25 protein-coding genes are annotated in these 24,679 nt (G+C 70.1%); 8 read left to right on the top strand and 17 right to left on the bottom strand.

Features of this window, described 5'->3' with window-relative positions:
- Positions 1 to 235 precede the first annotated feature (235 nt).
- Positions 236 to 1,183, top strand: coding sequence for an HNH endonuclease (locus FBZ33_RS03880; RefSeq protein ID WP_141908016.1), 948 nt, complete (start codon positions 236 to 238; stop codon positions 1,181 to 1,183).
- A 398-nt stretch (positions 1,184 to 1,581) separates the two neighbouring features.
- Here the strand turns inward: FBZ33_RS03880 and FBZ33_RS03875 are convergent, their stop codons facing one another.
- Both FBZ33_RS03875 and FBZ33_RS03870 read right to left on the bottom strand, forming a co-directional pair.
- Entirely contained in the window at positions 1,582 to 2,364 is a 783-nt protein-coding gene (locus FBZ33_RS03875) for an alpha/beta fold hydrolase (protein ID WP_141908015.1), read from the bottom strand.
- A 73-nt stretch (positions 2,365 to 2,437) separates the two neighbouring features.
- Positions 2,438 to 2,737 (bottom strand): helix-turn-helix transcriptional regulator, encoded by a 300-nt coding sequence (locus tag FBZ33_RS03870; RefSeq protein ID WP_141908014.1) that lies wholly within the window; start codon positions 2,735 to 2,737, stop codon positions 2,438 to 2,440.
- 144 nt (positions 2,738 to 2,881) lie between these two features.
- On the opposite strand from FBZ33_RS03870, the gene FBZ33_RS03865 reads away from it, so the two are divergent.
- Both FBZ33_RS03865 and FBZ33_RS03860 read left to right on the top strand, forming a co-directional pair.
- Positions 2,882 to 3,250, top strand: a complete 369-nt coding sequence (locus FBZ33_RS03865) for a VOC family protein (protein ID WP_141908013.1) — start codon at positions 2,882 to 2,884, stop codon at positions 3,248 to 3,250.
- A 21-nt stretch (positions 3,251 to 3,271) separates the two neighbouring features.
- Positions 3,272 to 3,709 (top strand): VOC family protein, encoded by a 438-nt coding sequence (locus FBZ33_RS03860; RefSeq protein ID WP_141908012.1) that lies wholly within the window; start codon positions 3,272 to 3,274, stop codon positions 3,707 to 3,709.
- Positions 3,710 to 3,840: 131 nt separating this feature from the next.
- Here FBZ33_RS03860 and FBZ33_RS03855 read toward each other — a convergent pair whose 3' ends face one another.
- Complete coding sequence (locus FBZ33_RS03855; protein WP_141908011.1) at positions 3,841 to 5,055, bottom strand: hypothetical protein; 1,215 nt, start codon at positions 5,053 to 5,055, stop codon at positions 3,841 to 3,843.
- Positions 5,056 to 5,273: 218 nt separating this feature from the next.
- Here FBZ33_RS03855 and FBZ33_RS03850 point away from each other — a divergent pair, with 218 nt between their 5' ends.
- Both FBZ33_RS03850 and FBZ33_RS03845 read left to right on the top strand, forming a co-directional pair.
- Positions 5,274 to 7,637, top strand: coding sequence for a fibronectin type III domain-containing protein (locus FBZ33_RS03850; protein WP_141908010.1), 2,364 nt, complete (start codon positions 5,274 to 5,276; stop codon positions 7,635 to 7,637).
- Positions 7,638 to 7,652: 15 nt separating this feature from the next.
- A complete protein-coding gene (locus tag FBZ33_RS03845) occupies positions 7,653 to 8,345 on the top strand; it encodes a hypothetical protein (protein WP_099850802.1) in 693 nt (230 codons plus the stop codon).
- 83 nt (positions 8,346 to 8,428) lie between these two features.
- On the opposite strand, the gene FBZ33_RS03840 is transcribed toward FBZ33_RS03845, so the two are convergent.
- The 3 genes from FBZ33_RS03840 to FBZ33_RS03830 all read right to left on the bottom strand — a co-directional run bounded on the left by FBZ33_RS03840 (position 8,429) and on the right by FBZ33_RS03830 (position 11,422).
- Entirely contained in the window at positions 8,429 to 9,559 is a 1,131-nt protein-coding gene (locus FBZ33_RS03840) for an epoxide hydrolase family protein (protein WP_141908009.1), read from the bottom strand.
- 129 nt (positions 9,560 to 9,688) lie between these two features.
- Entirely contained in the window at positions 9,689 to 10,216 is a 528-nt protein-coding gene (locus FBZ33_RS03835) for a hypothetical protein (protein WP_141908008.1), read from the bottom strand.
- 45 nt (positions 10,217 to 10,261) lie between these two features.
- Positions 10,262 to 11,422 (bottom strand): hypothetical protein, encoded by a 1,161-nt coding sequence (locus FBZ33_RS03830; RefSeq protein ID WP_141908007.1) that lies wholly within the window; start codon positions 11,420 to 11,422, stop codon positions 10,262 to 10,264.
- A 224-nt stretch (positions 11,423 to 11,646) separates the two neighbouring features.
- Between FBZ33_RS03830 and FBZ33_RS03825 the strand changes: the two genes are divergently transcribed.
- Entirely contained in the window at positions 11,647 to 13,197 is a 1,551-nt protein-coding gene (locus FBZ33_RS03825) for a gluconokinase (protein WP_141908006.1), read from the top strand.
- A gap of 24 nt (positions 13,198 to 13,221) precedes the next feature.
- Here the strand turns inward: FBZ33_RS03825 and FBZ33_RS03820 are convergent, their stop codons facing one another.
- Positions 13,222 to 13,506 (bottom strand): putative quinol monooxygenase, encoded by a 285-nt coding sequence (locus FBZ33_RS03820; RefSeq protein WP_088946364.1) that lies wholly within the window; start codon positions 13,504 to 13,506, stop codon positions 13,222 to 13,224.
- A gap of 247 nt (positions 13,507 to 13,753) precedes the next feature.
- Between FBZ33_RS03820 and FBZ33_RS03815 the strand changes: the two genes are divergently transcribed.
- On the top strand, positions 13,754 to 14,956 hold the full coding sequence (locus FBZ33_RS03815) for a serine hydrolase (RefSeq protein WP_141908005.1): 1,203 nt from the start codon (positions 13,754 to 13,756) through the stop codon (positions 14,954 to 14,956).
- A gap of 4 nt (positions 14,957 to 14,960) precedes the next feature.
- Here the strand turns inward: FBZ33_RS03815 and FBZ33_RS03810 are convergent, their stop codons facing one another.
- The 3 genes from FBZ33_RS03810 to FBZ33_RS03800 form a co-directional block, all read right to left on the bottom strand.
- Positions 14,961 to 15,731 carry a hypothetical protein gene (locus FBZ33_RS03810; protein WP_141908004.1) on the bottom strand — a complete coding sequence of 257 codons (771 nt, stop codon included), beginning with the start codon at positions 15,729 to 15,731 and terminating at the stop codon, positions 14,961 to 14,963.
- Positions 15,732 to 15,822: 91 nt separating this feature from the next.
- On the bottom strand, positions 15,823 to 16,581 hold the full coding sequence (locus FBZ33_RS03805) for a MerR family transcriptional regulator (RefSeq protein WP_141908003.1): 759 nt from the start codon (positions 16,579 to 16,581) through the stop codon (positions 15,823 to 15,825).
- 50 nt (positions 16,582 to 16,631) lie between these two features.
- Positions 16,632 to 18,887, bottom strand: a complete 2,256-nt coding sequence (locus tag FBZ33_RS03800) for a bifunctional diguanylate cyclase/phosphodiesterase (protein ID WP_185755199.1) — start codon at positions 18,885 to 18,887, stop codon at positions 16,632 to 16,634.
- A 176-nt stretch (positions 18,888 to 19,063) separates the two neighbouring features.
- Here FBZ33_RS03800 and FBZ33_RS03795 point away from each other — a divergent pair, with 176 nt between their 5' ends.
- A complete protein-coding gene (locus tag FBZ33_RS03795; protein ID WP_255508707.1) occupies positions 19,064 to 20,245 on the top strand; it encodes a hypothetical protein in 1,182 nt (393 codons plus the stop codon).
- Positions 20,246 to 20,484: 239 nt separating this feature from the next.
- Here FBZ33_RS03795 and FBZ33_RS03790 read toward each other — a convergent pair whose 3' ends face one another.
- The 7 genes from FBZ33_RS03790 to FBZ33_RS03760 form a co-directional block, all read right to left on the bottom strand.
- Entirely contained in the window at positions 20,485 to 20,718 is a 234-nt protein-coding gene (locus FBZ33_RS03790) for a zinc-ribbon domain-containing protein (protein WP_088946359.1), read from the bottom strand.
- A 123-nt stretch (positions 20,719 to 20,841) separates the two neighbouring features.
- Positions 20,842 to 21,123 carry a hypothetical protein gene (locus tag FBZ33_RS03785; protein WP_088946358.1) on the bottom strand — a complete coding sequence of 94 codons (282 nt, stop codon included), beginning with the start codon at positions 21,121 to 21,123 and terminating at the stop codon, positions 20,842 to 20,844.
- A 22-nt stretch (positions 21,124 to 21,145) separates the two neighbouring features.
- Entirely contained in the window at positions 21,146 to 22,243 is a 1,098-nt protein-coding gene (locus FBZ33_RS03780; RefSeq protein ID WP_141908001.1) for a hypothetical protein, read from the bottom strand.
- Positions 22,221 to 22,562 (bottom strand): WXG100 family type VII secretion target, encoded by a 342-nt coding sequence (locus FBZ33_RS03775; protein WP_141908000.1) that lies wholly within the window; start codon positions 22,560 to 22,562, stop codon positions 22,221 to 22,223. The genes FBZ33_RS03780 and FBZ33_RS03775 overlap by 23 nt, the downstream gene beginning before the upstream one ends.
- Before the next feature lie 4 nt (positions 22,563 to 22,566).
- On the bottom strand, positions 22,567 to 22,923 hold the full coding sequence (locus FBZ33_RS03770) for a YbaB/EbfC family nucleoid-associated protein (protein WP_185755198.1): 357 nt from the start codon (positions 22,921 to 22,923) through the stop codon (positions 22,567 to 22,569).
- A 243-nt stretch (positions 22,924 to 23,166) separates the two neighbouring features.
- A complete protein-coding gene (locus tag FBZ33_RS03765; RefSeq protein ID WP_099850776.1) occupies positions 23,167 to 24,036 on the bottom strand; it encodes an SRPBCC family protein in 870 nt (289 codons plus the stop codon).
- Positions 24,029 to 24,586, bottom strand: coding sequence for a helix-turn-helix domain-containing protein (locus FBZ33_RS03760; RefSeq protein WP_141907998.1), 558 nt, complete (start codon positions 24,584 to 24,586; stop codon positions 24,029 to 24,031). Before FBZ33_RS03760 ends, FBZ33_RS03765 begins: the two co-directional genes overlap by 8 nt.
- Positions 24,587 to 24,679: the final 93 nt, after the last annotated feature.

Raw genomic sequence — 24,679 nt, 5'->3', positions numbered from 1 at the left:
TCGCGGCGCTGCTACTTGAAATTGCCAGCCTTGACCCGGATGCGCATCACTCCCGACCTCCCCAATGACGGTCCTCGCACACTACCTGCCCGAGTCCTGCCGACGGGATCCCCGAACCGCCAGAACTTGAGGCGGGACGACGGCTTGAGCAGGACCGATCGACTGCCCGAAGCGCCCCGTGGGTTCACCACTGAGGGGCAGCGGAGCTGGTCCGGTTGCTGTAGAAACCTCTGCCATGAACCGTGCATGGAGTCTGCTGACCATCGACGAGTCGGAGCGGCAGTTCGCCGGAAACCTTGGGTACACCGACGTTCTCGGCAGCAAGTACGCCTGGGACAGCACGGTCCCGAACCACCGCGCTGTTCAACCAGGTGATCTGGCCGTCCTGCGCAACGGTAGCCATGTGCTCGGCGTCGGCTGGATCGACGACGTCCAGACCGAGACGGCAACGAAGGTGAGGCGTCGCTGCCCGCGCTGCGGCAATACCGCCTTCAAGACACGAAAGCAGTTGACCCCACGCTACAAGTGCTCACCTTGTCAGAATTTGTTCGACGAACCCGCTCAGGAACAGATAAATGTCACGGTTCATGTGTGCGACTACGCTCGCACTTGGAGGCCGACAGCAGACCTCCGGGTGACGGATGTAGCGTCTGCATATCTCAATCGATCGGCTCAGCAATCGATACGGCCATTGAACCCTGAACTGATCACTCAGCTTCTCGGACAGGCTTACGATCCCGGCCTCCGATGGTGGGTCGAAGCCACCGACCCGCGGCTACCGGCTGGCCATCGCTCCAGGCTGGGTAAGGTTCGCATCGGTCAAGCTGAGTTCCGGCAGGTACTGCGCCAACGATTCGGGGACCGCTGTCTCATAACCGGACTGCAACCCGCGCAAGCCATCGAAGCGGCCCATCTGTACCGCTACTGCGACACGCCGAAGCATGATATCGCCGGCGGCGTCCTCCTTCGCCGAGATCTCCACTCGCTCTTCGACTGCTTCCTCCTCGCCATCGATCCCTCGAATTGGGTGGTGCGCCTGAGCCCTTCTCTCGACTCGTTTCCAGATCTGGTTCAGCTCGACGGAAGGCAATTGGCCATCCCGCCTCAGGTCCGTCCACGTGAGGAGTACCTGGTGGCTCATCTGAGATGGGCCACAGATCTCTGGAACCAACAGGGAAACTAGTTCCAGAAAGGCACTACCGGCAGTCGAGTAACTGTCTGAGTCCGGCCGAGTTCCGCGGAGACAGGCCCGGAGATCGAAGACGTCTACCGGTCGGCGAACATCGGCGGGTGAGCCTGGCTGCGACGGCTCGGCAGATATCGCGACCCCGATCGCCCCGCCGAACGACCGTGAGCTCGGCCGAGGGCGGCACATCGATGAGGTCAGTCGGCTGGACGGGCCGATTGGGCCGCCACCGGCGAGCACGCCGGTGGCGGACGGCTGCTGGACATGCTCCACTTCAGCCTCTGAGGGCGTCAGTGTCGCTGACCGGGTGCGATGCCCGCTGGAGCGAATTTGGCGGAAGCCGGCGCACTGCGCAGGCCGACCTGTTCTTCGTCACGCTGGTCAAGTCGGAGGCACTACTCTCCCACCACAAGTACGCCGACCGACTCGGACAGAAAGGCGCTGACAGCAGCGGCGAACTGCGCTTGAGCGTCGTGGTGCACAACGTGACCTGCCGGCAGCTCGACACGACGGGCGCCGGGGCGACGGCTGATCATCTCGCGCGCGTGAGCGGCGGTCAGCTCATCACTGCGCGTCCCGTGGATCAGGAGGGTAGGGCAGGTCACCGACTCCCAGTCCTTCCAGTGGTCACCCTTGAGCGCTTTCTGGGAAGCCACCGTGTCATCGGTGTCGAACGAGAAGCCCCAGCCGTCCTTCGACTGACGGAAGGAGCAATCCAGATAGGGGGCCGTCGCGCCCAGCGCCGAGGCCAACGCATCGCGGGATGGTGCATGGCGAGGGAGGCTGGTGGTGAACGACCAGTCGCAGTTCACGACCGCGCCGATGTCCTCGACCACCAGCGCCGTGACCCGATCCGGGTGCCGGCCGGCGTACTGGTAGGCGTTCACCCCACCGAGTGAGTGGCCCAGCACCGGCGCAGGGCCGATTCCCAGATGCCGGTGGAAGGCGTCGACGTCGGCAACGTAGTCGTCCCGCCCATAGCTCTCTGCACGGTCGGACTCGCCGTGCCCACGCTGATCGAGGGCGATCACCCGCCACCGCGGCGCCAACGCCTCGGCCAGCGGCGCGAATGCTGAGGCTTCGTTGTAGTGCCCGTGCAGTGCCAGGAGCGGAGCACCCGGACCACCGAAGTCCAGATACGAGAGCCCCCGACCCTGGACCTCGAAGAACCCACGCATGACCCGGAATGCTAGATCAACGACCGTTCGAGGTGCTTTGGGAGCCGGATGCGCCGCTCTGTGCCCCGGATGCTCACGCCGCGTCCGCGTTCGGAGCGAACCTGACGTCTAGCCTCCGGTCGAGAGCCCGGGCTAGGCGTTCCAAGACCGGCAAGGTCGGCACGGTGCCGCCTGCCTCGAAGCGAGCCACCGCGGACTGAGTCATGCCGGCGGCCCGCGCCAACTGACTCTGACTCCAGCCGTGCCCCTCTCGCAGGTGGCGCACCTCCTGACCAAGCTCGAAGGCAATCCGAGTGGCGTCGTAGGTCTCGGCCGCCCCTGGCTCCGCCATCCGACGGTCACGCAGGTCATTCCAGTCCAGGCGATCACTCATCGCTCACCTCCATCCATAGCATTGATGCTATGCCCTAAACCGCCATCATGGCTTTGGCCACCCACGCGAGCAAGTGCCAGGCCCGTGTCACACCCGGCCGTTAGCGTGACCTCCGCCCTGAACCCGTGACTGGAGGAACCCGCGATGATGGATCATCTGTCCGTGCAGGTCCGCGACGTGCCAGCCAGCGCCGCTTTCTACGACGCGGTGCTCGCCCCACTCGGCGGTCGCCGCCTGTTGGAGTTCCCGAACGTGGTCGGCTACGGCACGGACCGCCCGGAGTTCTGGCTCGGCCCCACCGACACCTCCGGCGAAGCGCGCGAGCTGCACCTGGCCTTCACCGCCGATGACCGCGCCACCGTCCAGGCGTTCCATGACGCCGCCGTCAAGGCCGGCGCGGAGGTCCTGCATGCACCTCGGGTGTGGCCGGAGTACCACCCGACGTACTTCGCCGCGTTCGTCCGCGACCCGGATGGCAACAACGTCGAGGCTGTCTGCCACGCCCCCGAGTGATCGCGCGTTAGGTTGAGGACCATGGAGCAGCGCATCAGCCTCGTCACCCTCGGCGTCTCGGACGTAGCGCGCGCGAAAGCGTTCTACGAGCAGCTCGGCTGGCACGGCCAGGAGGTCGAGGAGACGGTCTTCCTCCAAGCTGGCGGTCTGGCCCTCGTCCTCTGGAGCCGGGACAAGCTGGCCGCCGATGCCGGCATCAGCGATCGGCGCACCGACGGCTTCGGCGGGGTGACCCTGGCTCAGAACGTCCGCTCGCGGGAGGAGGTCGACGAGCTGATGGCGACGGCGACCAAGGCTGGCGGCACGGTGACCATGCCGGCGAGGGAGACGTTCTACGGCGGCTACGCCGGCTATTTCGCTGACCCGGACGGTCACCTCTGGGAGATCGCCTGGAACCCCGGCTTCACCCTCGCCGCGGACGGCACCCTGACCGTCCCCGACTTCAGCGCCATGGACTGAGCACACCCAAACGAACGCACGCCGCACGAAGCACGCCGGCGCGGAAGCACGCCGGCGCGGAAGCACGCCGGCGCGGAAGCACGCCCGCACTAAAGCACTCCGGCACGCCAGCACGAACGCACGCACACCGATCAGGGTGCCGGAGACGGGCAGAGCAACGGGTCCAGCAACGGAAGCTGAAGCGGATCCAGGCAGACCTTCAGCAGCCCAGGTGACGGCGTCCCACTCGGAGTGGGCGAGGCCGGCGGCGTCGGTGGGGCCGGCGTGGGCGGACCGGTGGTGGGGACCGGGCCAGGTGTCGGCACCGAACTGGCGGACGGTGCCGGAGCGACGGACGGTGTGACGACCGGCGGCGGGGCCAGCGCGACTGACGGTCCCACGACTGTGGAGACAGCCACCGGTCGGTTCGGGATGGCATTCGGCCGGCTCTGCGCGGCACCGCTGACCGATCCGGTCCTGGCCTTGGGCGCCACCGGCCCGACGGGACGTACCGAAATGAGGGCAGCCTCCAGGGAGACGATCTCCGCCCGCTGCACCGGACCAACCTGTTCCGACCGCAGGACGCGAGGCCCCACAGCACCAGGCCCCAGTGCGCCAGGGCCCAACGCACCGGGACCCAGAGCGCCGGGACCCATCGTCGCGAACACCACCGCCGCGACGGCGGCAGCACCGAGCGCCCGGCGGTCGGGTCGTACCGCCGTCAGCGGTGCCTCGTCAGGTGACACCACGACAGAGGGCGAAGGCCGGGCGACCCGGTGGGCGGCCAGCAGCGCGTCGACCTGCGCGGTGACGGTGGCACGTTCGTCGGCGACCGCGAGGGTGAGGTAGAAGCGGAAGTTCACCACGGCGTTGGCTGGGACGAGCAGCCCGGCGAGTCGACTGTGGTCGGGCAGCAGGGTGACCGGCACGTCCGGATGGTGCGCGGGGCCGACCAGGTCGTCGTACCGCCACTCGCGTCGGCGCTCTCGGCCGGCGAAGGCCACTCGGCGGCTGGTCACGACGGCCATGCCGGTGTCGACGACCCGCAGGCCCGCCGGCAGCGCTTCGCCCGACACCTCCGCGAAGGCACAGGAGCCGCCCGGGGTGGGCAGCCCAGGGATGTGGCGGGCCTCGGCCTCGACGAGCTCGGCGACGGGGAGGACGCGGAAGACGAGTTCGTCGTCGTCAAGCTGCACGGGGAGGCCGGTGCGTGGCTGCGTACACCCGAGGAAGCTGGCGGCTTCGATGCGGAGCCTGGCCAGGTGGTCGTCGCGGCGCAGCCAGGCGTCGGTGGCGTCGCGGTACGCGCGCTGCCTGCGCTCGTTCTCACGCTCGGCCCAGGCGATCCGCCAGGGAGCGCTGGCCACAGAGGTCACGGTCACACGCGGTACAACCGCTCACGTACGTGACAGGCAACGCGGGCGAGATCGATGCATCCCGTTGCGCCCGAAAGGAGAGATTTGACGGACGCCCAGGCCGTGGCCGCGTCGGGGGCGTGCCCTCGGGTCAATATTGGCTGGACTAAATATAGATGCAGGTGGAAGGCTTTACTCCGTCATTGATCAATTACGGGGAGCGGAGCCGCATGGCCGACCATCGACGTACTCGATATTTCAGCAAATCACTCCGCGCGACGGCACTCGCCGTCGCGCTCGTCCTGCCAGTCACCCTGATCAGCGCCCCGCCGGCCCAGGCGGCGGCGGTCACCCAGGCGGTGCCCGCGGAGCAGCTTCCGGCCTGCGCCGACCCGTCTGTACCGGAGGACGTCAACCACGCCTCCATCCGGCTTGAGGGACCGACAGCCGGGTCGGAGGTCGCGGTCGACGCCAACGGCAAGATCGCCATCAACGGCTACCTGCACAAGCAGGCCACGATGGTGGACGTCTCGATCGAGAAGACGACCTCGTCGAGCTTCACCTTCGGGCCGCCGCCGCCCGGCGTCACGAACTGGTCCGCGTCCTGGACCACCAGCATGCGCCCGCCGCACCTGGGCCCGGTCCAGGTCTGCTCCCGCGCCGAGCGTGAGCCCGGCCGGTACGCGAAGATTTTGCGCGGCATCACCGTGAAGGACCTGATCTCGCCGAGCAACGTCCCCAACCTGGCGGTCGGCACGATCACGGCGACCAGCGCCAGGGTGAGCTGGGGCGCGGCGACCGACAACTACGGCCTGGCCGGATACGAGGTCAAGGTCGACGGCGGTGCGGCGCAACGGACCACCGTCGGCACCCGCTCGTACTCGATCACGGGCCTGGCGCCGTCCAGCAACCACACCGTCTCCGTGGTCGCCATCGACCTGGCCGGCAACCGGTCTGCTACGCCCGCCACGACGTCCTTTACGACGGACGCGTTGCCGCCGCCGCCGGACGTCGACGCCGGTCTGACCCTGGATCCGGATGAGGGGGGCGCCATGGCCAGCTGGCACCCCGAGCCCGCCAACGAGGCGAGCTACCGCGTCTACCTGGACGGCCAGATCTACGACCAGTTCACGCTGGTGCAGCTCTGCGTGGACGGCAACGGCAACGCGGCCAACCCGTGCACGGCGGACAGCGTCATCAAGCTCCCCATCGAACCGCTTGAGGAGTACACCCCGTACGAGTTCCGGGTCGAGGCGCTGCGCGCCGACGGCACGGTGGCGCGGGAGCTCTCCGGTGACTTCACCACCATGGTCCACGTGGATGAGGTGTCGCCGGCGACCACGCAGACGACTGCCAGTGAAACGTCGCAGTGCGCTGGCGCCGGTGGCGACTTCTACATCGCGGCCAGCTCACGCTCCACGGTGCCGGTGCCCGCCGGCAGCACGGAGGTCTTCCTCGGCTGCTACCGGGCGGCGAACAGCAGCTGCCTCGACGCCTTCCTGCCGCCGTCGGGCGAGAAACTGCTCGACTGCGCGGACAACATCACCGACATGCTCTTCGCGGTGGCCCCGTCCGGCCGCGGCCCGGTGATCTCCTCGGTGGACGTCACGCAGGCCCGCCTGCTGGTGCCGGGCCCGGTGGCGCCGATTGCCTGGTGTGCGAGCGGAGCCTGCGCGACGCTGCTGGCTCCCATCGCGGAGACGGTCGAGGTCGTCGCGGCCGCTCAGGTCGCCGCCGCCGGCACCTCGTGGATCGTCGTCGGTGCCGCCGGCATCGGCATTGGCGTCGTGCTGGGCGTCCTGCTCGCCATCCTGTTCCCCGGCACGATCGGTGTGAACGGCATCATCGAATACCCGATCGAGCACGACGTCGACTTCGACACGTTCGACAACTGGGGCCTGGACGAGGGCGAGTGGTACAACAGCCTGAAGGTCTACGCCGAGGTCATCAAGACCACGAAGTTGGTGGCCGGTCAGCGCAATCTCCCCTTCGCGTGGGACTCCACGGAGGATTCGCGTCTCAAGCGGATCATCGACGCGGCGTGCACGGCCCAGCGCGGCACGCAGGGCAAGGCCGGGTGTGACGACAACGTCATCGTCTACGTCCCCGGTGCCAAGAACTACCAGGGCGACGACATGACCGAGACCGGCAAGCACATCGTGGCAGCCATGGGCGACGGCGGGTTCCCGCAGCCGCCGACCCGGGCGGTGTGGTTCTATCCCGCGCGCAGCGTGGGAGGGCAGGCGGCACGCGCCCAGGGCCACTCCCGCGGCTGGTTCAACACCCTGGCGTTCAAACCGAATGCGTGCGATGTGCGGGTGCCCGGGCAGACCTGCGACGAATTCCCGTTCTGGTCGACGACCCAGGCGGTCAACCTGACCGGCCAGGTCGCCAGCCTCAAGCTGGTGTCGACGGCGGAGTCGCTGCCGCAGGCCAGGGACATCAACTCGCTCTACGGCAAGTGCAAGGTGACGAACAACACCAAGTTCGTCGTGCTGCCGGTGAAGCCGTGGGTCGAGGCAGGCGGCCCGAGCTTCGCCTTCAAGGTCAGCGGGGGCGGGGCTAGCCTCTGCATGACCCCCAAGGCCCCGTAGCCGAGGAGCTTCCTGATGCTCGATGACATGCGCGTGCTGCGCGACGCGGTGCGGGAGTACCGCGTCGCGGCGAGGGCTGCCGGCCTCGACTGGCCCGACCAGGGCGAGTCGCCGGCCGGGCAGCCGCCGGACGTGGTCCACCGGATCTTCGGGGTGGATCACATCGCCGAGCAGCTGACGTGGTTGCAGTCGCAGCGCTGGCCCGACCGGCAGTTGCTGCCCAACGTCGGATGGCGGATGCCCTGGCCGGAGGGTGGGGACGCGCTGGACTACCTGGGGCTGTCGATCGGCACGCCGTTCCCGTGGCGGCAGCAGATGCCTCTGTTCCACTTCGATGCCGTCCTCTACACGTTCGTCCTCGCGGGCGAGCACGAGGGTGAGATCTGGCGCTACCCGGTCTCAGAGGACTCCTGGGAGTCGGTCCGTGCCGCCACCAGCCTGGCCACGCTCTTCGAGCAGTGGACCAGGGGAATAGCCGCCGGTGTGGTCGTCTACGACGAGCACAGCAAGTGGCTCCTGGTCGACGACGTGGCCCAGGCTCCCGGCCTCGACCCGCTGGCCTTCCCGGTGAGTCCCGTGGAGGAAACGCTGCTGCGGGCGCGGCAGCGCGAATGCGGGGTTGACATGGCTGTCGTCGAGGACGGCTTCGAGCACAGCGAGGAGTTGTTCGACGCCATCGGCGCCGTCAAGGCGTCGCTCGGCGGGTAGCCACGGGTGCCGGCGGCTGTTGCGGTGACTGCCGCAACAGCCGCCGGCCACCCCGGGCGCTGGTCAGCGAGCAAGCACCGCGACTACGCGCGCAGCGAGGTGAAGAAATCCCTCAACTCAACGGCGAGCAGATCCGGTTCCTCCAGCGGCATGAAGTGCCCGCCCCGACCCGGCTCGCTCCAGTGCCGGATGTCGGTGCAGGCCCGCTCGGCGATCTCCCGGGGGAAGTTGGCCATCGAGGGTTCGGTGCTCACCGTGAACGCGGCCGGCACTGTGATGTCGGGTCGTGGCGTGTTGTGGCCGAAGTCGGCGTACTGCCGGAACGACGAGCCGATCGTGCCGGTCGCCCAGTAGAGCGTGATGATGGTGAGCAGGGTGTCGGTGTCGATGCTGTTCGCCAAGTCCCCGTGGTTGTCGCTCCAGTCGCGGTACTTGTCGACGATCCAGGCGGCCAGCCCGGCGGGTGAGTCGGCGAGCGCCGCCGCGAGGGTGTCCGGGCGGGTGCCCATGATGGCGCTGTAGCCGCCGTCGGTCTCGTCGTATTCGGCTTCGGCGTCCAGGTACGCCTGCTCGGCCGCCGACAGTGGACGGGCGTCGAAGCTGGCCGGGAACGGTGGATGGATCATGTGGATGCCGGCCACCTGCTCCGGATGGAGGGCACCGAGCCAGCCGGTGACCACTCCCCCGACGTCGCCGCCGAAGGCGCCGTACCGCTCGTAGCCGAGCACGTCTGTCATCAGCTCATGCAGCGTCCGGGCCAGCAACGCCCGGGTGACCGGCTCGTCCGGGACCTCCGAGAAGCCGAAGCCGGGCAGCGAGGGCACCACCACGTCGAAACCGCCGCCGGCAGGGCTGGTCAGCCGGTCGACCAGCGGCAGCATCTCGACGAAGCTGCTGGGCCAGCCGTGGCTGAGGATCAACGGCAACGGCGCGGGCGTACCCGCCGGGCGCGCGGCCCGGACATGCAGGAAGTGCAGCTTCCGGCCGCCGACGACGGCCAGGTGCTGGGGGTACGCGTTGAGTTCGGCCTCGCGGGCTCGCCAGTCGAATCCGTCGTGCCAGTAGGACACCAGGTCCCGCAGGTAGTTGGGGTCGACGCCGCCCTGCCACGGCTGGTTGCCGCTGCGGTCGGTGAATCGGGTACGGGCCAGTCGGGCCCGCAGGTCGTCGAGGACCGCATCGGGCACGTCGATGCGGAAGGAAGAGACAGACATTGGTCCTCCGATAAGGAGGGCGCTCCCCGACGCGGAAGGTCAGCTGAGGGGGACGGCCGAGAGGAGCGCCCAGGAATGACGATGGGTGGTCACCGGGCTCACCTCCTCTCGTGGCTGACGAAGATCACTCTAGCCGAGTGGGTCGGGGAGCCGGCCCCGGGCTGGAAACCGCGACCGGGTCCGTGGCGGGTACGCCTCGCAGTGTTCGGCCCAGTGCTGGGCGGCGGCGGCGAGGGCGTCGGCGGACACGGTGAGGACCAGCGGGTAGATCGCTGTGGACGGGCGGCGCATCCACGGTGGCAGTGACTCGGCGGAGAACTCCACGATCAGTTCCAGCCGGCGGCGGCGCAGCACCCGGCTGCGCAGGGCCAGGTTGGGTTCGGTGAAGCGGACCAGCGCCGGCGGCGCGCTCAGCCCGAGGGCGGCGGTGGCCTGCCCGTGCAGCCAGCCGCCGAGGGCGCGGGCCTCCTCGACCATCAGGCTCGGGTAGTGGTGTGACCAGGTCTGACCGTCGGCGGTGCGGGCGTCGACCTCGATGAGCAGCCAGTCGTGCCAGCCGGGCGTGGGCCCCTCGGGGTCGTCGGGCGGGTCGATGCCGGGCTGGTAGCCGACGGGGCGTATCCGCACCCGAGCGCCATCGTCAGACCGGATCTCCACTCGATCATTCTGGCCGACCGAAGCAGACTTTCGCCCCTAAATCGGTCACTTGGCGACGGTTCGCCGCACGCCACCGTGCTCCGCGCAGGCATTGGGCCGGCCGCCGGTCAGGCTGACCGAACCGTCCCGACACTGCACCAGGTAACCCCGGCCGGACCAGAACTGCGGAACGCAGTCGAACCAGTCGCACACCTCGGCGGCCGGCTTGCGGATCCGCGTCCCGCCGCAATAGTCGTACCCCAGCGGGTTTTCCGGCGCCCCACAGCGCGGGCCCTGAGACGCGCTCGGTGACGGCCGTGGTGACCTCGTCGGCTTCGACGGCGGGGTGACCCGCACCGGCGACGGGCGGATCAGCGCGGGCGCCGCGCTGTGGGAGGGCGCTGCGCTCTGGGTGGGCGCCGGGGTGGCGGCGGCGGCGACCTCCGCGCCACCGGTCGGGTCGGACGGGTCCGACTCGATCAGCGCCGCCGGCACCAGCAGTGCGATGGCGGCGGCCACCGCGAGGGTCCGCCGACCACCCGGCACCCGTGCGGTGAACCGGGCCTGCGCGGGGGTGTTCACTGCCGGCCGGAACGGCTTGAGCTGGGCGTGCTCGGCGATCAGCTCGTCGAGCTGGTCGAGCACCGCGGCGCGTTGTTCGATCGCGTCGGCGAAGGCCAGCGTCAGCTTGAACCGGAAGTCCGGCGCGGCGTCGGTGGGCAGCAGCAACCCGGAGGTGAGCCGCCGGTCCAGCGCCTGGATCAGGGTGACCGGGGCCGCCGGGTCGTGGGCCAGCCCGGTGATCCGGCCGTACGCCCACTCGCGCCGGCCTCGCCCACCGAGCAGCACCAGTCGACGGCTGGTGATCACGGCCATGCCAGCGTCGGTGACGCGTACGCCGTCGGGGCGGCGTGGGCGCAGCGGCCCGGTCTGCGGGGCGACAGTGAGGTCGGGCGCGGGCAGCACTGTGGTGTGCCGCACCTCGACCAGTTGCGCCGCGGGCAGCGCCCAGAGCACCACCTCGTCGGCGGCCAACTCCAGCGGCAGTCCCGCACCGGCCGCCGCGGAGCCCTGGAAGTCGGCGGCCAGGACGCGCAGCCGCCGTAACTCGTCGTCGCGTCGCCGCCACGCCGCTTCGGCGCCGCGGTAGGTGCTGACCCGCCGCACGTTCTGCCGGTGCGCCCACCGGTAGCGCCAGGTGGAACCCGTCGATTCAGTCTTTGCCACGCCGACTCCTTCGCCGCGCAGGCCACCAATCTGGGGTGTCATGGGGATTAACAGGCACGGCGCGGCGCTCGGAAACGCCGAAACGGGTGAACTGTCCGATCGGCGGAGGAACCAACACGATAGGGGGATAGTGTTGCCGACGTTCATTCGGTCCGGAGTGCCGCCTCGCGGCGCGGAGGCCGAATTATCGTCGCAGATTCACTTTTGGTGAGGGGGTGCGGGTCGTGCCGCAGGACAGGCCCGCCGTGGTCGTCGGCGTGGACATCGGCACCACCAGCACCAAGGCCGTCGCGTACGACACCGACGGGCGGCAGCTCGCCAGCCACTCGGTCGGCTACCCGCTGGACGACCCCCAACCCGGGTACGCCGAGCAGGAGCCGCAACTCATCCTCGACGCCGTGCTGAAGTCGATCAGCATGGTGGTGGCCGAGCTGGTCGAGCCGGTGGCCGGGCTCTCGTTCAGCTCCGCCATGCACAGCCTGATCGGCCTGGACGCGGCCGGCAACCCGCTCACGCCGTCGATCACCTGGGCCGACTCGCGGGCGACCCGGCAGGCGGAGCGGCTGCGGGCGGTGCCGTCCGGGCTGGCCCTGCACCGTCGCACCGGCACGCCGGTCCATCCCATGTCGCCGCTGCCCAAGCTGCTCTGGTTCGCCGAGCAGGAGCCGAAGCTCTTCGAGAGCGTCGCGCACTGGGTGGGCATCAAGGACTGGGTGCTGCTGCGGCTCTGCGACGCACTGGTCATCGACCACTCCATCGCCTCGGCCACCGGCCTGATGGACATCCACACCCTGGAGTGGGACAGCGAGGCGCTGACCATCGCCGGCATCACCGAGGAGCAACTCCCCCAGCTCGTCGCCACCACCGCCGTGCTGCCCAGCCTCACCCCGCAGGTCGCGGCCGTGACCGGTCTGCCGGAGCGCACCCCGGTGGTGGTCGGCGCCGGGGACGGGCCACTGGCGAACCTGGGCTTGGGCGCGGTGCACCCGGGCATGGTGGCCTGCTCGATCGGCACCAGCGGCGCGATGCGCGTGATGGTCGAGCGGCCGGGCGTGGACCCGCTCGGCGGGGTGTTCTGCTACGCGCTGACCGAGCACCGCTGGACCGTCGGCGGCGCGATCAACAACGGCGGCATTGTCCTCAAGTGGGCCGGCGCGGCGCTCGCCCCGGACCTGGGCGAGCACGCCGAGGAGGAGCTGGTCGCCCTCGCCGCCCGCGCGCCGGTCGGCTCGGGCGGGCTCATCATGCTGCCGTACCTGCACAGCGAACGCGCGCCGCACTGGAGCGCGCTGCCGCGCGGCGCGTACGTGGGGTTGACCCACGGGCACCGCCGCGAGCATCTGATCCGGGCGGCGCTGGAGGGGGTCTGTCAGCAGCTCGCGCTGGTGCTCAGCTCGGTGCGCTCGGCCGGCAACGAGGTCCGCGAGATCCGGGCCGGTGGCGGTTTCGCCCGCAGCGGCCTGTGGCGGCAGATGCTCGCCGACGTGCTCGGCCTGCCGGTGAGCTTTCCGGCCGCGCATGAGGGGTCGAGCTTCGGCGCGGCGCTGCTCGGCATGCAGGCGCTGGGGCTGATCCCCAGCATCGACGTCGCCGCCGACCTGGTGCGGATCGAGGAGACGGTACGCCCCGACCCGGCCGCCGCCGCCACCTACGCGGCGCTGCTGCCGCTCTTCGCCGAGCTGTACGACGCGCTGGTGCCCGCGTTCACCTCGATGCGCCGGCTGGCGCCAAGCCTGCCCGCGGAACCCGAGCCCTCGGCGGGACCGCCGATGTGACCCTCCGGCCGTGGGTGACCCGGGTCAGGGTGCCTCGACGCCGGAGATCAGGTAGCGCTGCACGTCGGCGTCGAGGATCTCCACTTCCTGCGTGTCACTCGGCCCGGAGCCCCGGAACGCGGCCAACTGCTCCGCGGACTCCCAGCGTTCGTAGACGTGGATCCGCCCCGGTTCCAACGGGTCGGCCGCGAGCAGGAAGTCGAGGCAGCCGGCGGTGGCGCGCGCCTGCGCGATGACCTGTTCGCAGTCGGCCAGGTAGGCCTCACGTGCGGCCGGTTCGACCTGCAGGCTGCCTGCAATGATCAACATGGGGACCTCCGGGGTCGGTGCCGCTGATGAGGCTGATGCCTGTGAGTCATTTTTATACCTGTGAGTCATCACGCTCGTGCGGACATCGCCGCCCGGACGGGTGACGCCGGTCCCGCTGGCCTCACCAGCCCCCGGCGCTTCATATCGTGCAAACGTGAGAAAAAGCGACAAGAAGCGCTCATCTTCCCTGCTGGGGGCCCCTGTCCGCGTACCCCTGAAGTGGCTGGCGACGACGGTCGCGCTTGCCGTGGTCGCGACGACCGGGCCGGCCACCGCGGACGGTCAGGGCCACGAGCCCGGTGTGGAGCCGACGCCGGAGCGGGCGCCGACCAGCGAGGTGTCCTGGTTGTCGTTCCCCGGCGGGGTGTTCGCTGTGGACTCGCTCGGGCACACCGTGCGCTACCGCGCCTGCGACGGCGACACCGGCCGGGTCGCCGACCCGGGCATGCGGGTCGCCGCCGGGGTGGCCAGCGGCGCTGTCGTCGTCGGAGGCACGGCCTACCGCTACCGGGTGCCGCTGGTTGGACGCGCCGAGGGCACGCTTGAGGTGATCCAACAACACCGGTCGCCGACGACGCTGACCGGCGTGGTGGTCACCAGCCCGCAACCGCCCACCGACCCGATCGCCGGAGCCCGGCTGTTTCCGCTCAGCGGGCAGCTCGCCCGGGTGGTCGCCGACGCGAGCCTCAACCCGGCCGGGGCCACCGTTCGCGACCTGTCCGGCCGGTACGGCGACCAGCAGATCGCGGTCAACGGCTCGCTGCGCCCCAAGGCCGCCAGCGTGATCAAACTGTGGATCCTCGTCGAGCTGCTCCGCCGGGTCGACTGTGGACAGGTCGCCCTCGACGACGGCGTGCTGGTCACCCCGGAGGACGTGGTCGGCGGCACCGGTCAGTTGCAGTTCGAGACGTTCCCGCAGGTGGTCACCCTGCACCGGCTCGCTCGGTACCTCATCAAGTACAGCGACAACGTGGCCGCGAACGTGCTGATCACCTACCTGGGCGGGTTCGCCCCGGTCAACGCGCTGATCGACTCGATGAACCAGCGGTCCACCATCCTGGCCCGCCGGATGCTCGACAGTGCGGCCGCCCAGCGTGGCGAGGAGAACTACACCAGCCCGGACGACGTGGTGTCCCTGCTCGGCGCCGTCTGGGACGGCGAGATCCTCACCCCCGCGTCCCGTGACCTGATGATCGGGTTCATGCGGGAGCAGACCCTGAACACCAAGATCCCGGCGGCGTTGCCACCCGGGGTGCCGGTGGCCCACAAGACCGGCGACCTGCCGGACGCCTCCCACGACGTCGGCTACTACCTGATCCCCGGCACCGAGACCGCCGTCGCGTTCCTCACCGCCGGGCCGATGGCCACCGGCGACGAGACGGTCCGTCGGATGGCCCGTACCGTCTACGACTTTCTCGTCACCCCCAGCGAGGGGGCGGTCGAGGAGTGAGCCGTCAGGCGCCGGGGATGTTCGCCGGCGGGTCCTCGCCGACCAGGTCGGCCGCCGGCGGGTCGGCCGACACCGGCGACCCGAAGTCCGAGTACGTCAGGTCGAGCTGTGCGGTCTGCGACTGCTCGCTGGCCAACTCGATGCGGTAACGCACCAACCGCCCCTGCTCGTCGACGGCCGCCGTGAACGGCACCGCCCCGGCCCGGTCACCGAGCACCTTGCTGACCCCGCTGCCCAGCACCGCGCCGCTCTCGCGCAGGTCCAACGTGCCGGCGAACTCCCGCGTGGCGGTCTGCCGGACCCCGGCCGGCGCGGCCAACGTGCTGGCCAGCCGGGTGTTGTCCAGGCCCTGCTTGGCCGCCGGCTTTCCCGCGGCGCCGACGTGCCACCAGGTCTTGCCGTCCCAGACCGGCACTCGGCGGTCCGGGGCGGTCACCCGCACGTAGACGTCCGGCCCGGTCGTCAACCGCTCGATCTTCACCTCACCGGTGGGCACCTTCAGCGAGGTGGTCTCCAGACCACGCTTCGCCTTCGGGTCCCACAGCAGCACCGTGGCGTCGCCGTCCGCGCCGCCGGTGCCCACTGTCAGCTTGTACGGCTGCTCGTCGGCCTTCGCGGCGGCGGCCTTCAGCACGGCGACCGGGTCGGTCGGGCCGGCCGACGCCGCCGGGCGACCCGCGTCCGGCTCGTCGCCGCCAGCCACCAGGGCGTACGCCCCGGCGCCCACCGCCACCACGAGCACGGCGACAGCAGCGATCAGCTTCGGCTTCTGCACGGTCATCTCCCCCGAGCGGCACGCCGCCGGCCGGTCGCCGATCGACGCTCACCGCGGTGCGGTCCGGCCAGACTAGCCGGACCGCCCGACGTCACGCGCGGCTGATCGCGTTGGCGTGGATCGCCTCGTGCAGGTACGCGGCCAGCCCCGGGGCGATGCTCTCGTAGTGCGCGGTGAACCGCTCGTCGGCCAGGTACATGTCGGCCAACCCGGTCTGCATCTCGTACGAGCACTCGTAGAACCAGCGGCTGATGATCTGCCGGTGCTCCTCGGCCAACTCCATCGCCTCCGGGCCGTCGGCCGGTGCGCCCGAGGCCATCACCGCGACGATCCGTCGACCCCAGTCCTCGTTCTCCGCCTTGATCCGTAGCCAGTCCTCCTTGCTGTAGCGGGAGGCCCGCCGGTTCGACTCCCGGTACGCGTCGGTGTCACCCCAGCGCTGCTCCGCCTCGGCCTGGTGCTCCTCCGGGTCGACGTCACCGAAGACCTCGAACCGCTCTTCCGGAGTGAGTTGGATGTTCAACTTGCTCGCCTCCATCGCGAACTCGATCGCCGTGACCATCTCCTGCAACCGCTTCATCCGTACCGTCAGCAGCTCGTGCTGTCGGCGCAGGTGGGCGGCCGGGTCGGCCGCCGGGTCGTCGATGATCGCGGTGATCTCCTCAAGCGGGAAACCCAGCTCCCGGTAGTACAGGACGAGTTGCAGCCGTTGCAGGTCCGCCTCGTCGTAGCGGCGGTAACCAGCCGAGGTCCGTCCGCTCGGCGAGAGCAACCCGATCTCGTCGTAGTGGTGCAACGTCCGGATCGTCACGCCAGCCAGCTTCGCCACCTGACCCACCGTGTACGCCATGGTTCCCCTCCCTTCCGGGAACCAGGCTCCCGCCTGCCGCTACGTGAGGGTCAAGCCCGATTCTGGCCCACCATGGCCGGGCCGTCCGGCCGGCCGTACAGATAGCCCTGACCGCGCGGGCAACCGATCGCGGCGACCGCCTCGTGCTGGCGCTCGGTCTCCACGCCCTCGGCGACCACAGTGAGGTCGAACGCGCCAGCCAGCCGGGTGATCATCTCCACCGTGGCGTACGCCCGGTCGTCGGCACCCAGCCGGGCCACGAACGAGCGGTCGATCTTCAGCTCGGTGGCCGGGATGCGGTGCAGGTAGCTCAGCGACGAGTAACCGGTGCCGAAGTCGTCGATGGCGATCCTGATGCCCAGCTCCCGGATCTGGTGCAGCCGCTCCAGCACCGCGTCGGTGCCCTCGATCAGCGCCGACTCGGTCAGCTCCAGGGTCAACGCCCGCGGCGCCAGCCCGGCGGCACTGGTGGCCGCGGTGACAGTGGCGATCAGGTCCGGCCGGCGCAGGTGCGCCGCGGCGATGTTCACTGCGACTGTCGCCTCCGGCACCCGGCCCCGCCAGGTCGCGGCGGCCCGGCACGCCTCGTGGATCACCCAGCGGTCGATCGGCAGGATCAACCCGGTCTCCTCGGCCAGCGGCAGGAACCTCGCCGGTGGCAGCATCCCCAGACGCGGGTGCCGCCACCGCACCAACGCCTCGGCGCTGCGAACCGCGCCGGTGCACAGGTCGACGATGGGTTGGAACTCCAGGTGCAGCTGCTCCTCGTCGACCGCGCGGCGCAGATCGGCGATCAACTCGGCGCGGGAGACGGCCGACTCGCGCAGCGCCGGGGTGCACGTCCGGTACGCGGACTTCCCAGCCGCCTTCGCCGCGTACATGGCGATGTCGGCGTCGCGCAGCAGGTCGGTGTGCGAGGCGTGCTGCGGGCCGTACTCGGCGATGCCGATGCTCGCCGACGGGTGCACCCCGACGTCCTCCTCGTCGCCGGAGGGCCGCAGCGCGTCCAGCAGCCGCTCGGCGAGCCGCTCCGGTGAGACCGGTCGCTCGCCGTCGACCAGCACCGCGAACTCGTCGCCACCGAGCCGGGCGATGGTGCCGTCGTCGCTCACGGCAGCCCGCATCCGGGCCGCCAACCCGGTCAGCAGGGTGTCGCCGGTGGCGTGCCCGAACCGGTCATTGACCTGCTTGAACCCGTCCAGGTCGAGCAGCAGCACCGCCACCGGTCGCCCGTCGCGCAGGGCCAGGCGCAGCCGCCGGTTGAACAGCAGCCGGTTGGGCAGCCCGGTGAGCTGGTCTCCGTACGCGAGCCGGCGCAGCCGGGCCACCAGCCGCAGGTTCTCGTTGGCGGCCAGCCCCTGCCGTACGGCGAGGGCCGCGAGCAACGCCATCATGGTGACGAAGACCAGCTGCGGGGCCTGCCCGGTGGGCCGACGGGTCAGCACCACCGCGATGATCGCCCCACCCACCGGCAGGTACGGCAGCGCCACCCGCCACCAGGGCGGCAGCGGCGACTCGGCGGCGTCGTCGGTGCCGTCGCAGTCCGGTGGTGGCGGATTCCGGGTGGCCAGGCCGATCAGCAGGTAGCTCAGCGGCCAGCACAGGTCGATCGGGTGACCGGCGGCGTAGTCGGCACGGACGACCAACGACACGTAGACGACGTCGGCGACGACCCGCAGGGTGAGGCTCGCCGCGAGCACGCTCATCGGCCGCCACATCGGCCGGGCCGGGCCTGCGACGGCGACCAGGATGGTGAGCTGCATCAGGTCGAACATCGGGTAGAGCAGCCCCAGCGTGCGCGCCGGGTCGGCCAACTCGGCGGCGGCCACCCCGCGGAACACCAGCACCCAGCCGATCGGCACCAGGGCCAGCGCGACGATCATCCCGTCCAGCAACGTGCGGGCCCGCCCCACCGCCGACCGGGGCGCCGACGGCGAGCTGAGCAGCGCCGCCGTACCGGTGAGGATGCCGGCGGTGAAGACCACCCCCACCAGCGGTGTGTGCGGCAGGTCGCCGCCGACGAGCCGCTGCGTCGTCCAGATCGCCCGGCCGAGCGCGGCGAGCGCCATGGTGACGGCGAGCAGCGTCCAGAACCGGCGCAGCGGCGCCGGATGCCGGCGGGCCACCCCGATGCACGCGAGCGTCGCCCAGCCGGCGACCAGCATCCCGCCGAGGTCACTGACCAGCGCGGCACCGGGCAGCGCGGCGACCAGCCAGCACGCCTCCACCAGGATGACTGCGGCCGCGACGACAGCACCGGCGGGGCTGCGCAGCCCCGCAGCCTGCCTTCCGTCCTGTCGGGACACGGTCGCTCCGGCTCTTCGTCGTACGTGCACCCTCGGCGGACCTGTCCACGGCAAACCCCCGAAAGCCTAGCCAGCGCCCCGGGTGCCCGCCAAGGTCCGGACGGCCGCGCGAGTCGACCCGGTTCGGCCACGTAGGACGGACGCGCCGTCACCTGTTCGGCCGTACCATCTCCCCGGTGACCTCTACCCGCCGGCGGCTGGTGGCCGCGTCCATCCTTCTGTTGGTGGAAGCGTTGCTGTTCGCACTCCTCGTCACCGAGTCCCTGGCGGGTGCCATCGTCGCCGCTGGCATCACCTGCCTGTCGTTCTGGGCGCACCTCGTCCTGCACGAGTGCGGACACCTCGTCGCGGCGAAGCTGCTGCGCCTGGAGGTGGTCGCCGTCCGTATCGCGCCGTTCACCGGGTGGCGCAACCACGTGTCGGTCCGACCTGCGCCGTCGTCGACCGCGTTGCCGCTGCGGATGGTGCTGTTCTACCTCAGTGGCCCGGTGGTCAATCTGTGCACCGCGACGGTGCTGGGTGCCGCGACGGCGTTGACGAACACACCGGTGACACGCTTCGCGCTGCTCGGCGCAGCACTTCTCGCGGCGCTTCTGGGGCTGGTCAACCTCATTCCCTCGCCCCACAGTGACGGCCGCAACCTGCTCCCGTGGCTTTCGGCGCCGACCGCCACCAGCGCGGCGCTGCGGGCGGCCTACTACCAGGAGGAGATAGACCTGACGCTGCGGACGATCAGCCATGGGGAGGCGGACGACGGCCACCTCGGAGATCCGGTTCGCGACGGTAACGACACGCGGCTCGCGCTCGCCGCCTTTCAACAACGCTGGAGCACGGGACACGCGCGGTCGACGACGGACTTCATCGCCGACGCCGAGCGACTCGCGGCGCTGGCTCGCGCCGACAGCACCGATCCCGCGACGGCCGCCGCGATCGGGCAGGCGCTCAGCATCCAGTTCGGGTTGTGGTACCTGTACGCCGCGGTGGTGACCAGATCGCCTGTCGACCACCGGGAGGTGGTGGAGATCTGGGAACTGGCACAGCTCGGCTTTCAGGTGCAGCCGCACCGGTTGGCCGCCCGTGTCGCGATGAGCCTGGCGCACCTGCTCAACCAGCGGCCGGAGCAGGCGCGGTCGCTGCTTCTCGACGTTCGGGCCGGTGTCGACCCACCGGACCTGTGCAGCGTCGCGTTTCTCCTGCGGGCCATCGCCGAGTGCCACCTCGGCAACCACGCCGATGCGGACACCCACGTCAGGGCGGCCGGCGGCGGCTACCGGCAACTGAAACAGGTCGTTGCCACGATCCGGGCGGCCGATCCGGTGCTGCCGTTGTCCGCCCCGGCACCGATGGCTGGCATCTGACCGGTGTGCCCCCAGCCTCAGGTGCGGGCGGTGGGGTGGGTGTGGGACGAGCGTGTCAGCGGCCGGCGGAGCGGTTCCACGGCGATCGGGGCAGGGCGGTGCCGGCCACTGGGCGGCGTGCGCGGCGGCGTCTGCGCCGGCCGGGGGTGCAGGGCGGGCGGGCAACGGTGTGCACTGCCACGTCGACCGGCGGCGTCGGTCGGCCGATCAGCCAGCAGAGGAAACGTTCCATCGGGAGATCAGCCGACCGGGAGGCGCTCAGCGTCGGACCTGGAGATGTCGTACTGCGCCCCGCAGAACGTGCACTGCTGCGCGTACCGGGTGCGGATCGGGATGAGCGGTATGAAGAACAGGGTGAATTTCGTCGAGCGGCGAGTGATCACCTGCGCGGCCTGGTTGCCGCAGTGACGGCAGACCTGCTGCACGACACCGGACCGGTCGACCTTGGTACGCAGACCAAAGATGAAGAACATCGCCCGCCAATACCCACTTCACCCCGAGAACTCACCAGATCCGGCCGGCGAATCAGGACACGCATCGCCGCGGGTGCACAGGATCGTGATCGAGGCGAGGCACTCAGCTGCCGGGCGCCGCCCTCAGTGCCAGGGCCGGCGCTGGTCCAGCTCGCCCGCCAGCCGGCGGAGAAAGTCGCGGAACCCCTGCTCGCTGTGCGACGTCTCGATCTCGTCGGTGAGCGGACCGTCGTACTGCTGCGCCTGGACGATCGCTTCGGCGTACACACCCGGGCCGTCCCCGAAGTAGCGCCGCTCGACCATCGCTGCGGCCATCTGGCTGGCGGAGTCGTCGTCCAGCTGAGGGGTGAACATCAACCCGTACAGGATCTGGTTGATGACGCCCTTCCAGTTTTGGCTGTCCATTCCATCCACCCTTTCCGACGGGTCAGTTCAACCGGGTACGGCCATCGAAGCCGAAGAGCGGAATGTCTTTGACGCCGTTGCGGCTCAGCTCGTCGGTGACCTGACGCATATGCCCGGGACTGGGTTGGTAGTGCCCGCTGGCGGAGGTCACGTACTGGACCCTACCGTCGACGACCGCGATCTCACCGGCCGCCGCGACCGGCTTACCGTTGCCCAGGGTGGAGTGGTGGAAGTCGCCAACCCGTTGGTAGTTCGAGGCATACATGTTGCCTCGGTCATCCATGACGAAGATGGCCCGGCCGCCGTCCCTGGTCCAGTGGGTGGACGCGGCGCGAGTGTCGAAGGGCTCGCCGTCTTTCGCCTGGCGCAGGATGCCGTCCGAGTCGACGTACACCCGGTGCGCCTCCCGATCCGCCTCACTGAGCCGACGCACCGAACTGGGCCGAAATGGGTTTCCCGGATGGTCGCCGGCCGTCTCGTACCGGTACTTGTCCAGCATCGGCCGGCCCTGGTAGCGGACCTCCTGCAGCGGTCCGGGCACACCGGGGCGTCCCGGACGCCGACCCGGGCCCTTGCGGTTGAACCTGCGCAGCAACGTCTTGGCGCGGCGAAGCAGTCGCGGAATGATGTCGTTGACGACCCGTTGCACGACCTCCTTGATGATCCGGCGGATCGCGACCCGGGCCACGCCGATCGCGATCGGAATCTGTGCCAGCGAGCCACCGAGGGTGGGAGTCGCTGCCGCCAGCGCCATGGCAACCTGGATCACCAGGATCGTGAGCTGGACGATCGTGAGGACCTTCTGGGTCAACGTGATCACGGCCATAACGAGCAGGGCGGCGGCGATGAGCTCCGCGGCCTCGGCGCCGTCCTCGATACGGCTGCTCGGGCCCTCCTCGCCACGCCACATCGCCTCGAAGGCGGCGACGTCACGCCCCCGGTTGGTCGCACTCACGACACTCGCTCCGGCGTTCGCCCCGCTGGCCGCCGTGCGCAACGTGCCCGCGAAGGCCATCCACGCCTGGGCGGCCTCGTACAGCAGCTCCTCGTCGGCCTCAGGCCAGGTGAAGCCCACCCAGTTGAGGGCCTCGGCGAGCTCAGCTGGCAGCTGTAGGCCCACCGGGCAGCCCCAGTCTCGTGAACAGGGCCGCGTTGTCGAGGTCACTGCGCTCATGGGCGTCGGCGGCGGCGTCAAGCCTGTCGGCCACACTCAGGAGCTGGTCGGCCATCGAGGCGTAGGCGTCAAGAGCGTGTTGCAGCACCTCGGTGTAAGCCGCTCCGAAGACCGTCCCGGCCTCGTCGCCACCCCAGGGACTGGCCGAACCGGTGACGGTGCCCTGCAACCGCTGCACCTCGGCGCCGAGCCGGTCACCGCTGGCCTCGATGCTCCGCGCCGCGGAGTGCAGCGCGGCGACGTCGACCTCTATCGCGTCGGTCATCCGGTCACCGCTGGTCGAGTCGGCGAGTCAACGCGTCCAGGTCACCGATCATCCCGTCAAGCCCACGAGCAGCCTCTGCCGCGACCGCCTCCAACTGCCGACGCATCGCTGTCTGGTCGATGTCACCGCCGAGCAGCTCTTGACGCCGCCGCAGCTCGTCATCCTGGGCGGCGCGCACTGCCTCGATCACGCGGTCGGCGATGGCACGGGTGCCTTGCCGTAGCAGGCGGGGGTCGATCTCCAGCGACTCCAGCCGGCCATACCCGGCCACCGCGGCCTCGACCAGCCCGTCGGCGGCGGTGCCGCGCCCGCGCAGCTCGCCCTCGCCGGGTGGCACAACTGGTGGTGACGTCGACTCCATCGGTGCCGACGGACCGGCGGCCCTGCCCAACAAACGCATTGCCGCTTCCAGCGAATGCCCGACCGCTGTGTGATCTGCATGCTCTGGACCTGCCACCCGCACCGCCCCGGCCGCCGACTCGACACTGACTCAGCCGACTGTACCGATCAGCTGGCCGCTTGGCAGACCCGTCGCCCGGTCCCTCCACCTTGGACGCCGATGGCTCGGTCTGTCCCAAGGTGGAGGTCACCGGGGACGTCGAAGTCAGCTGGCCGGCTGGGGCTCCAGGCCGGGGATCTCGGCGGGGAGCCAGATCGGCTGCCAGTCCGGCACCTCGTGGAAGCGGCGCAGCTCGGCCAGCCCGGAAACCGACCCGGTCCAGGCCGCGTACGGCGGGTTGGTCTCGTCGAAGCCGCTCTGCACGAACGTCAGCGTGGTCCGGCCACCGGACTCGGCCAGCTCCCAGCTGGTGACGCCGACCGGGCCCCAGTCGACGGACATCTTCCGGCCCGGCTCCAGGTCGACCACCTTGGCCGCGTAACCGGCGTCGAACCCGCCCATGGCGTACCGGCCACCGACCCAGGGCTCGATGCCGATCGGGTAGCCGAACCAGGCGCTGGCCTGCTCGGAGTCGGTCAGCGACTCCCACACCTTGTCGGCCGGGGCCGCGATGACCAGCTCACCGCGCAGGTCGGCGGAGGTGAAGTCGGTGCGGGGCAGCAACGGCCGGCCCTCCAGGTGGGCCGCCAGGTTGGCGATGCACAGCGACCAGTACGTCTGGAGCACGCCCCGGATGCTGGAGCCGCTCATCGCCTCGGCGAAGTCGAAGTGGCTCTGGGTCAACGTCAGCACGGTGCTGTCCGTGCCCTCGGCGGTCAACTGGAACTCGGTGGTGGTCTCCACCCCGTCGAGCAGCCAGCTGAAGCGCAGGGTGTCGTCGTCGGCGTGCAGCAGCCGCTGATGCGGGGCGTCACCCTCGGGCGTGTAGCGGCCCCAGAACTCGTACCGCTGGGGCAGCTCGACCTCGGCGTGCTCGGCCAGCCAGAGACGCAGCTCGGCCGGGTCGGTCAGGGCCTCGCGGACGCGCCCGACGGGCGCGGAGAGACGGGCCTGGACCTTCAACGGGTCACTCATTGTCATTTCCTTTCGGATAGCAGGCGACGGCGAGCTTGAAGGCGTCTCCTTCACTGCCGCCGTAACGGGCGAACAGGTCCTGAAGTGCGGTTTGCAGGTCGTGCAGGAACTGCGGGCGAAGCTCGGCCGGCACCCGGATCTCGCCGGAGACGCCGATCGAGGGCAGCTCGGGGGCGGCCCGGTCCAGGGCCGCCACGTCGGCCTGGACCTCTTCCATCAGGTCGAGCAGGTAGCCCAGGCTCAGCTCGTCGCGGGCCCGGCGTAGCCCGATCCGGCCGACGAGCCGGGGCGACAGCCAGTAGGACCGGGCGGCGGCCTGGTAGATGCCCTCGGTGATCCCGCGGACCTTGCGCTCGTTGACCAGCTCGACCAGGCCGGCCGCGACGAGCTGCTTGACGTGGTAGTAGACGCGCTGTGGCGTCTGGTCGAGTCGGGCCGCGACCTCGGTGCAGGTGCGCGGTTCGGCCAGTTGTCGCAGCACCTCGACGCGCTGCGGCTTGAGCAGGACTTCGGCCTGCTCGATCTGCTCCAGGTACAGGACGTCTCTCATGGCAAAATCAGTTTGTACGTACAAAACTTGTTTGTCAATCGGTTCGCGAGAAGCCGCGCCGACTTTCTCGACGCAGCTTCAGGCAACTGTCAG

Origin of the sequence: Micromonospora sp. A202 (assembly GCF_006715105.1) — a bacterium.
Lineage (GTDB): Bacteria > Actinomycetota > Actinomycetes > Mycobacteriales > Micromonosporaceae > Micromonospora > Micromonospora zamorensis.
Note: the sequence above shows the minus strand (reverse complement) of the source record. Positions and strands in the feature narration are given on the sequence as shown.

Excerpts from the sequence above, each read along its gene's own strand:
- FBZ33_RS03870 (WP_141908014.1), bottom strand. The coding sequence starts at position 2,737 with ATGAGTGATCGCCTGGACTGGAATGACCTGCGTGACCGTCGGATGGCG.
- FBZ33_RS03775 (WP_141908000.1), bottom strand. The coding sequence starts at position 22,562 with ATGACCGACGCGATAGAGGTCGACGTCGCCGCGCTGCACTCCGCGGCG.
- FBZ33_RS03785 (WP_088946358.1), bottom strand. The coding sequence starts at position 21,123 with ATGGACAGCCAAAACTGGAAGGGCGTCATCAACCAGATCCTGTACGGG.
- FBZ33_RS03765 (WP_099850776.1), bottom strand. The coding sequence starts at position 24,036 with ATGAGTGACCCGTTGAAGGTCCAGGCCCGTCTCTCCGCGCCCGTCGGG.
- FBZ33_RS03760 (WP_141907998.1), bottom strand. The coding sequence starts at position 24,586 with ATGAGAGACGTCCTGTACCTGGAGCAGATCGAGCAGGCCGAAGTCCTG.
- FBZ33_RS03790 (WP_088946359.1), bottom strand. The coding sequence starts at position 20,718 with ATGTTCTTCATCTTTGGTCTGCGTACCAAGGTCGACCGGTCCGGTGTC.
- FBZ33_RS03820 (WP_088946364.1), bottom strand. The coding sequence starts at position 13,506 with ATGTTGATCATTGCAGGCAGCCTGCAGGTCGAACCGGCCGCACGTGAG.
- FBZ33_RS03770 (WP_185755198.1), bottom strand. The coding sequence starts at position 22,923 with ATGGAGTCGACGTCACCACCAGTTGTGCCACCCGGCGAGGGCGAGCTG.
- FBZ33_RS03850 (WP_141908010.1), top strand. The coding sequence starts at position 5,274 with ATGGCCGACCATCGACGTACTCGATATTTCAGCAAATCACTCCGCGCG.
- FBZ33_RS03845 (WP_099850802.1), top strand. The coding sequence starts at position 7,653 with ATGCTCGATGACATGCGCGTGCTGCGCGACGCGGTGCGGGAGTACCGC.
- FBZ33_RS03875 (WP_141908015.1), bottom strand. The coding sequence starts at position 2,364 with ATGCGTGGGTTCTTCGAGGTCCAGGGTCGGGGGCTCTCGTATCTGGAC.
- FBZ33_RS03805 (WP_141908003.1), bottom strand. The coding sequence starts at position 16,581 with ATGGCGTACACGGTGGGTCAGGTGGCGAAGCTGGCTGGCGTGACGATC.
- FBZ33_RS03840 (WP_141908009.1), bottom strand. The coding sequence starts at position 9,559 with ATGTCTGTCTCTTCCTTCCGCATCGACGTGCCCGATGCGGTCCTCGAC.
- FBZ33_RS03865 (WP_141908013.1), top strand. The coding sequence starts at position 2,882 with ATGATGGATCATCTGTCCGTGCAGGTCCGCGACGTGCCAGCCAGCGCC.
- FBZ33_RS03880 (WP_141908016.1), top strand. The coding sequence starts at position 236 with ATGAACCGTGCATGGAGTCTGCTGACCATCGACGAGTCGGAGCGGCAG.
- FBZ33_RS03860 (WP_141908012.1), top strand. The coding sequence starts at position 3,272 with ATGGAGCAGCGCATCAGCCTCGTCACCCTCGGCGTCTCGGACGTAGCG.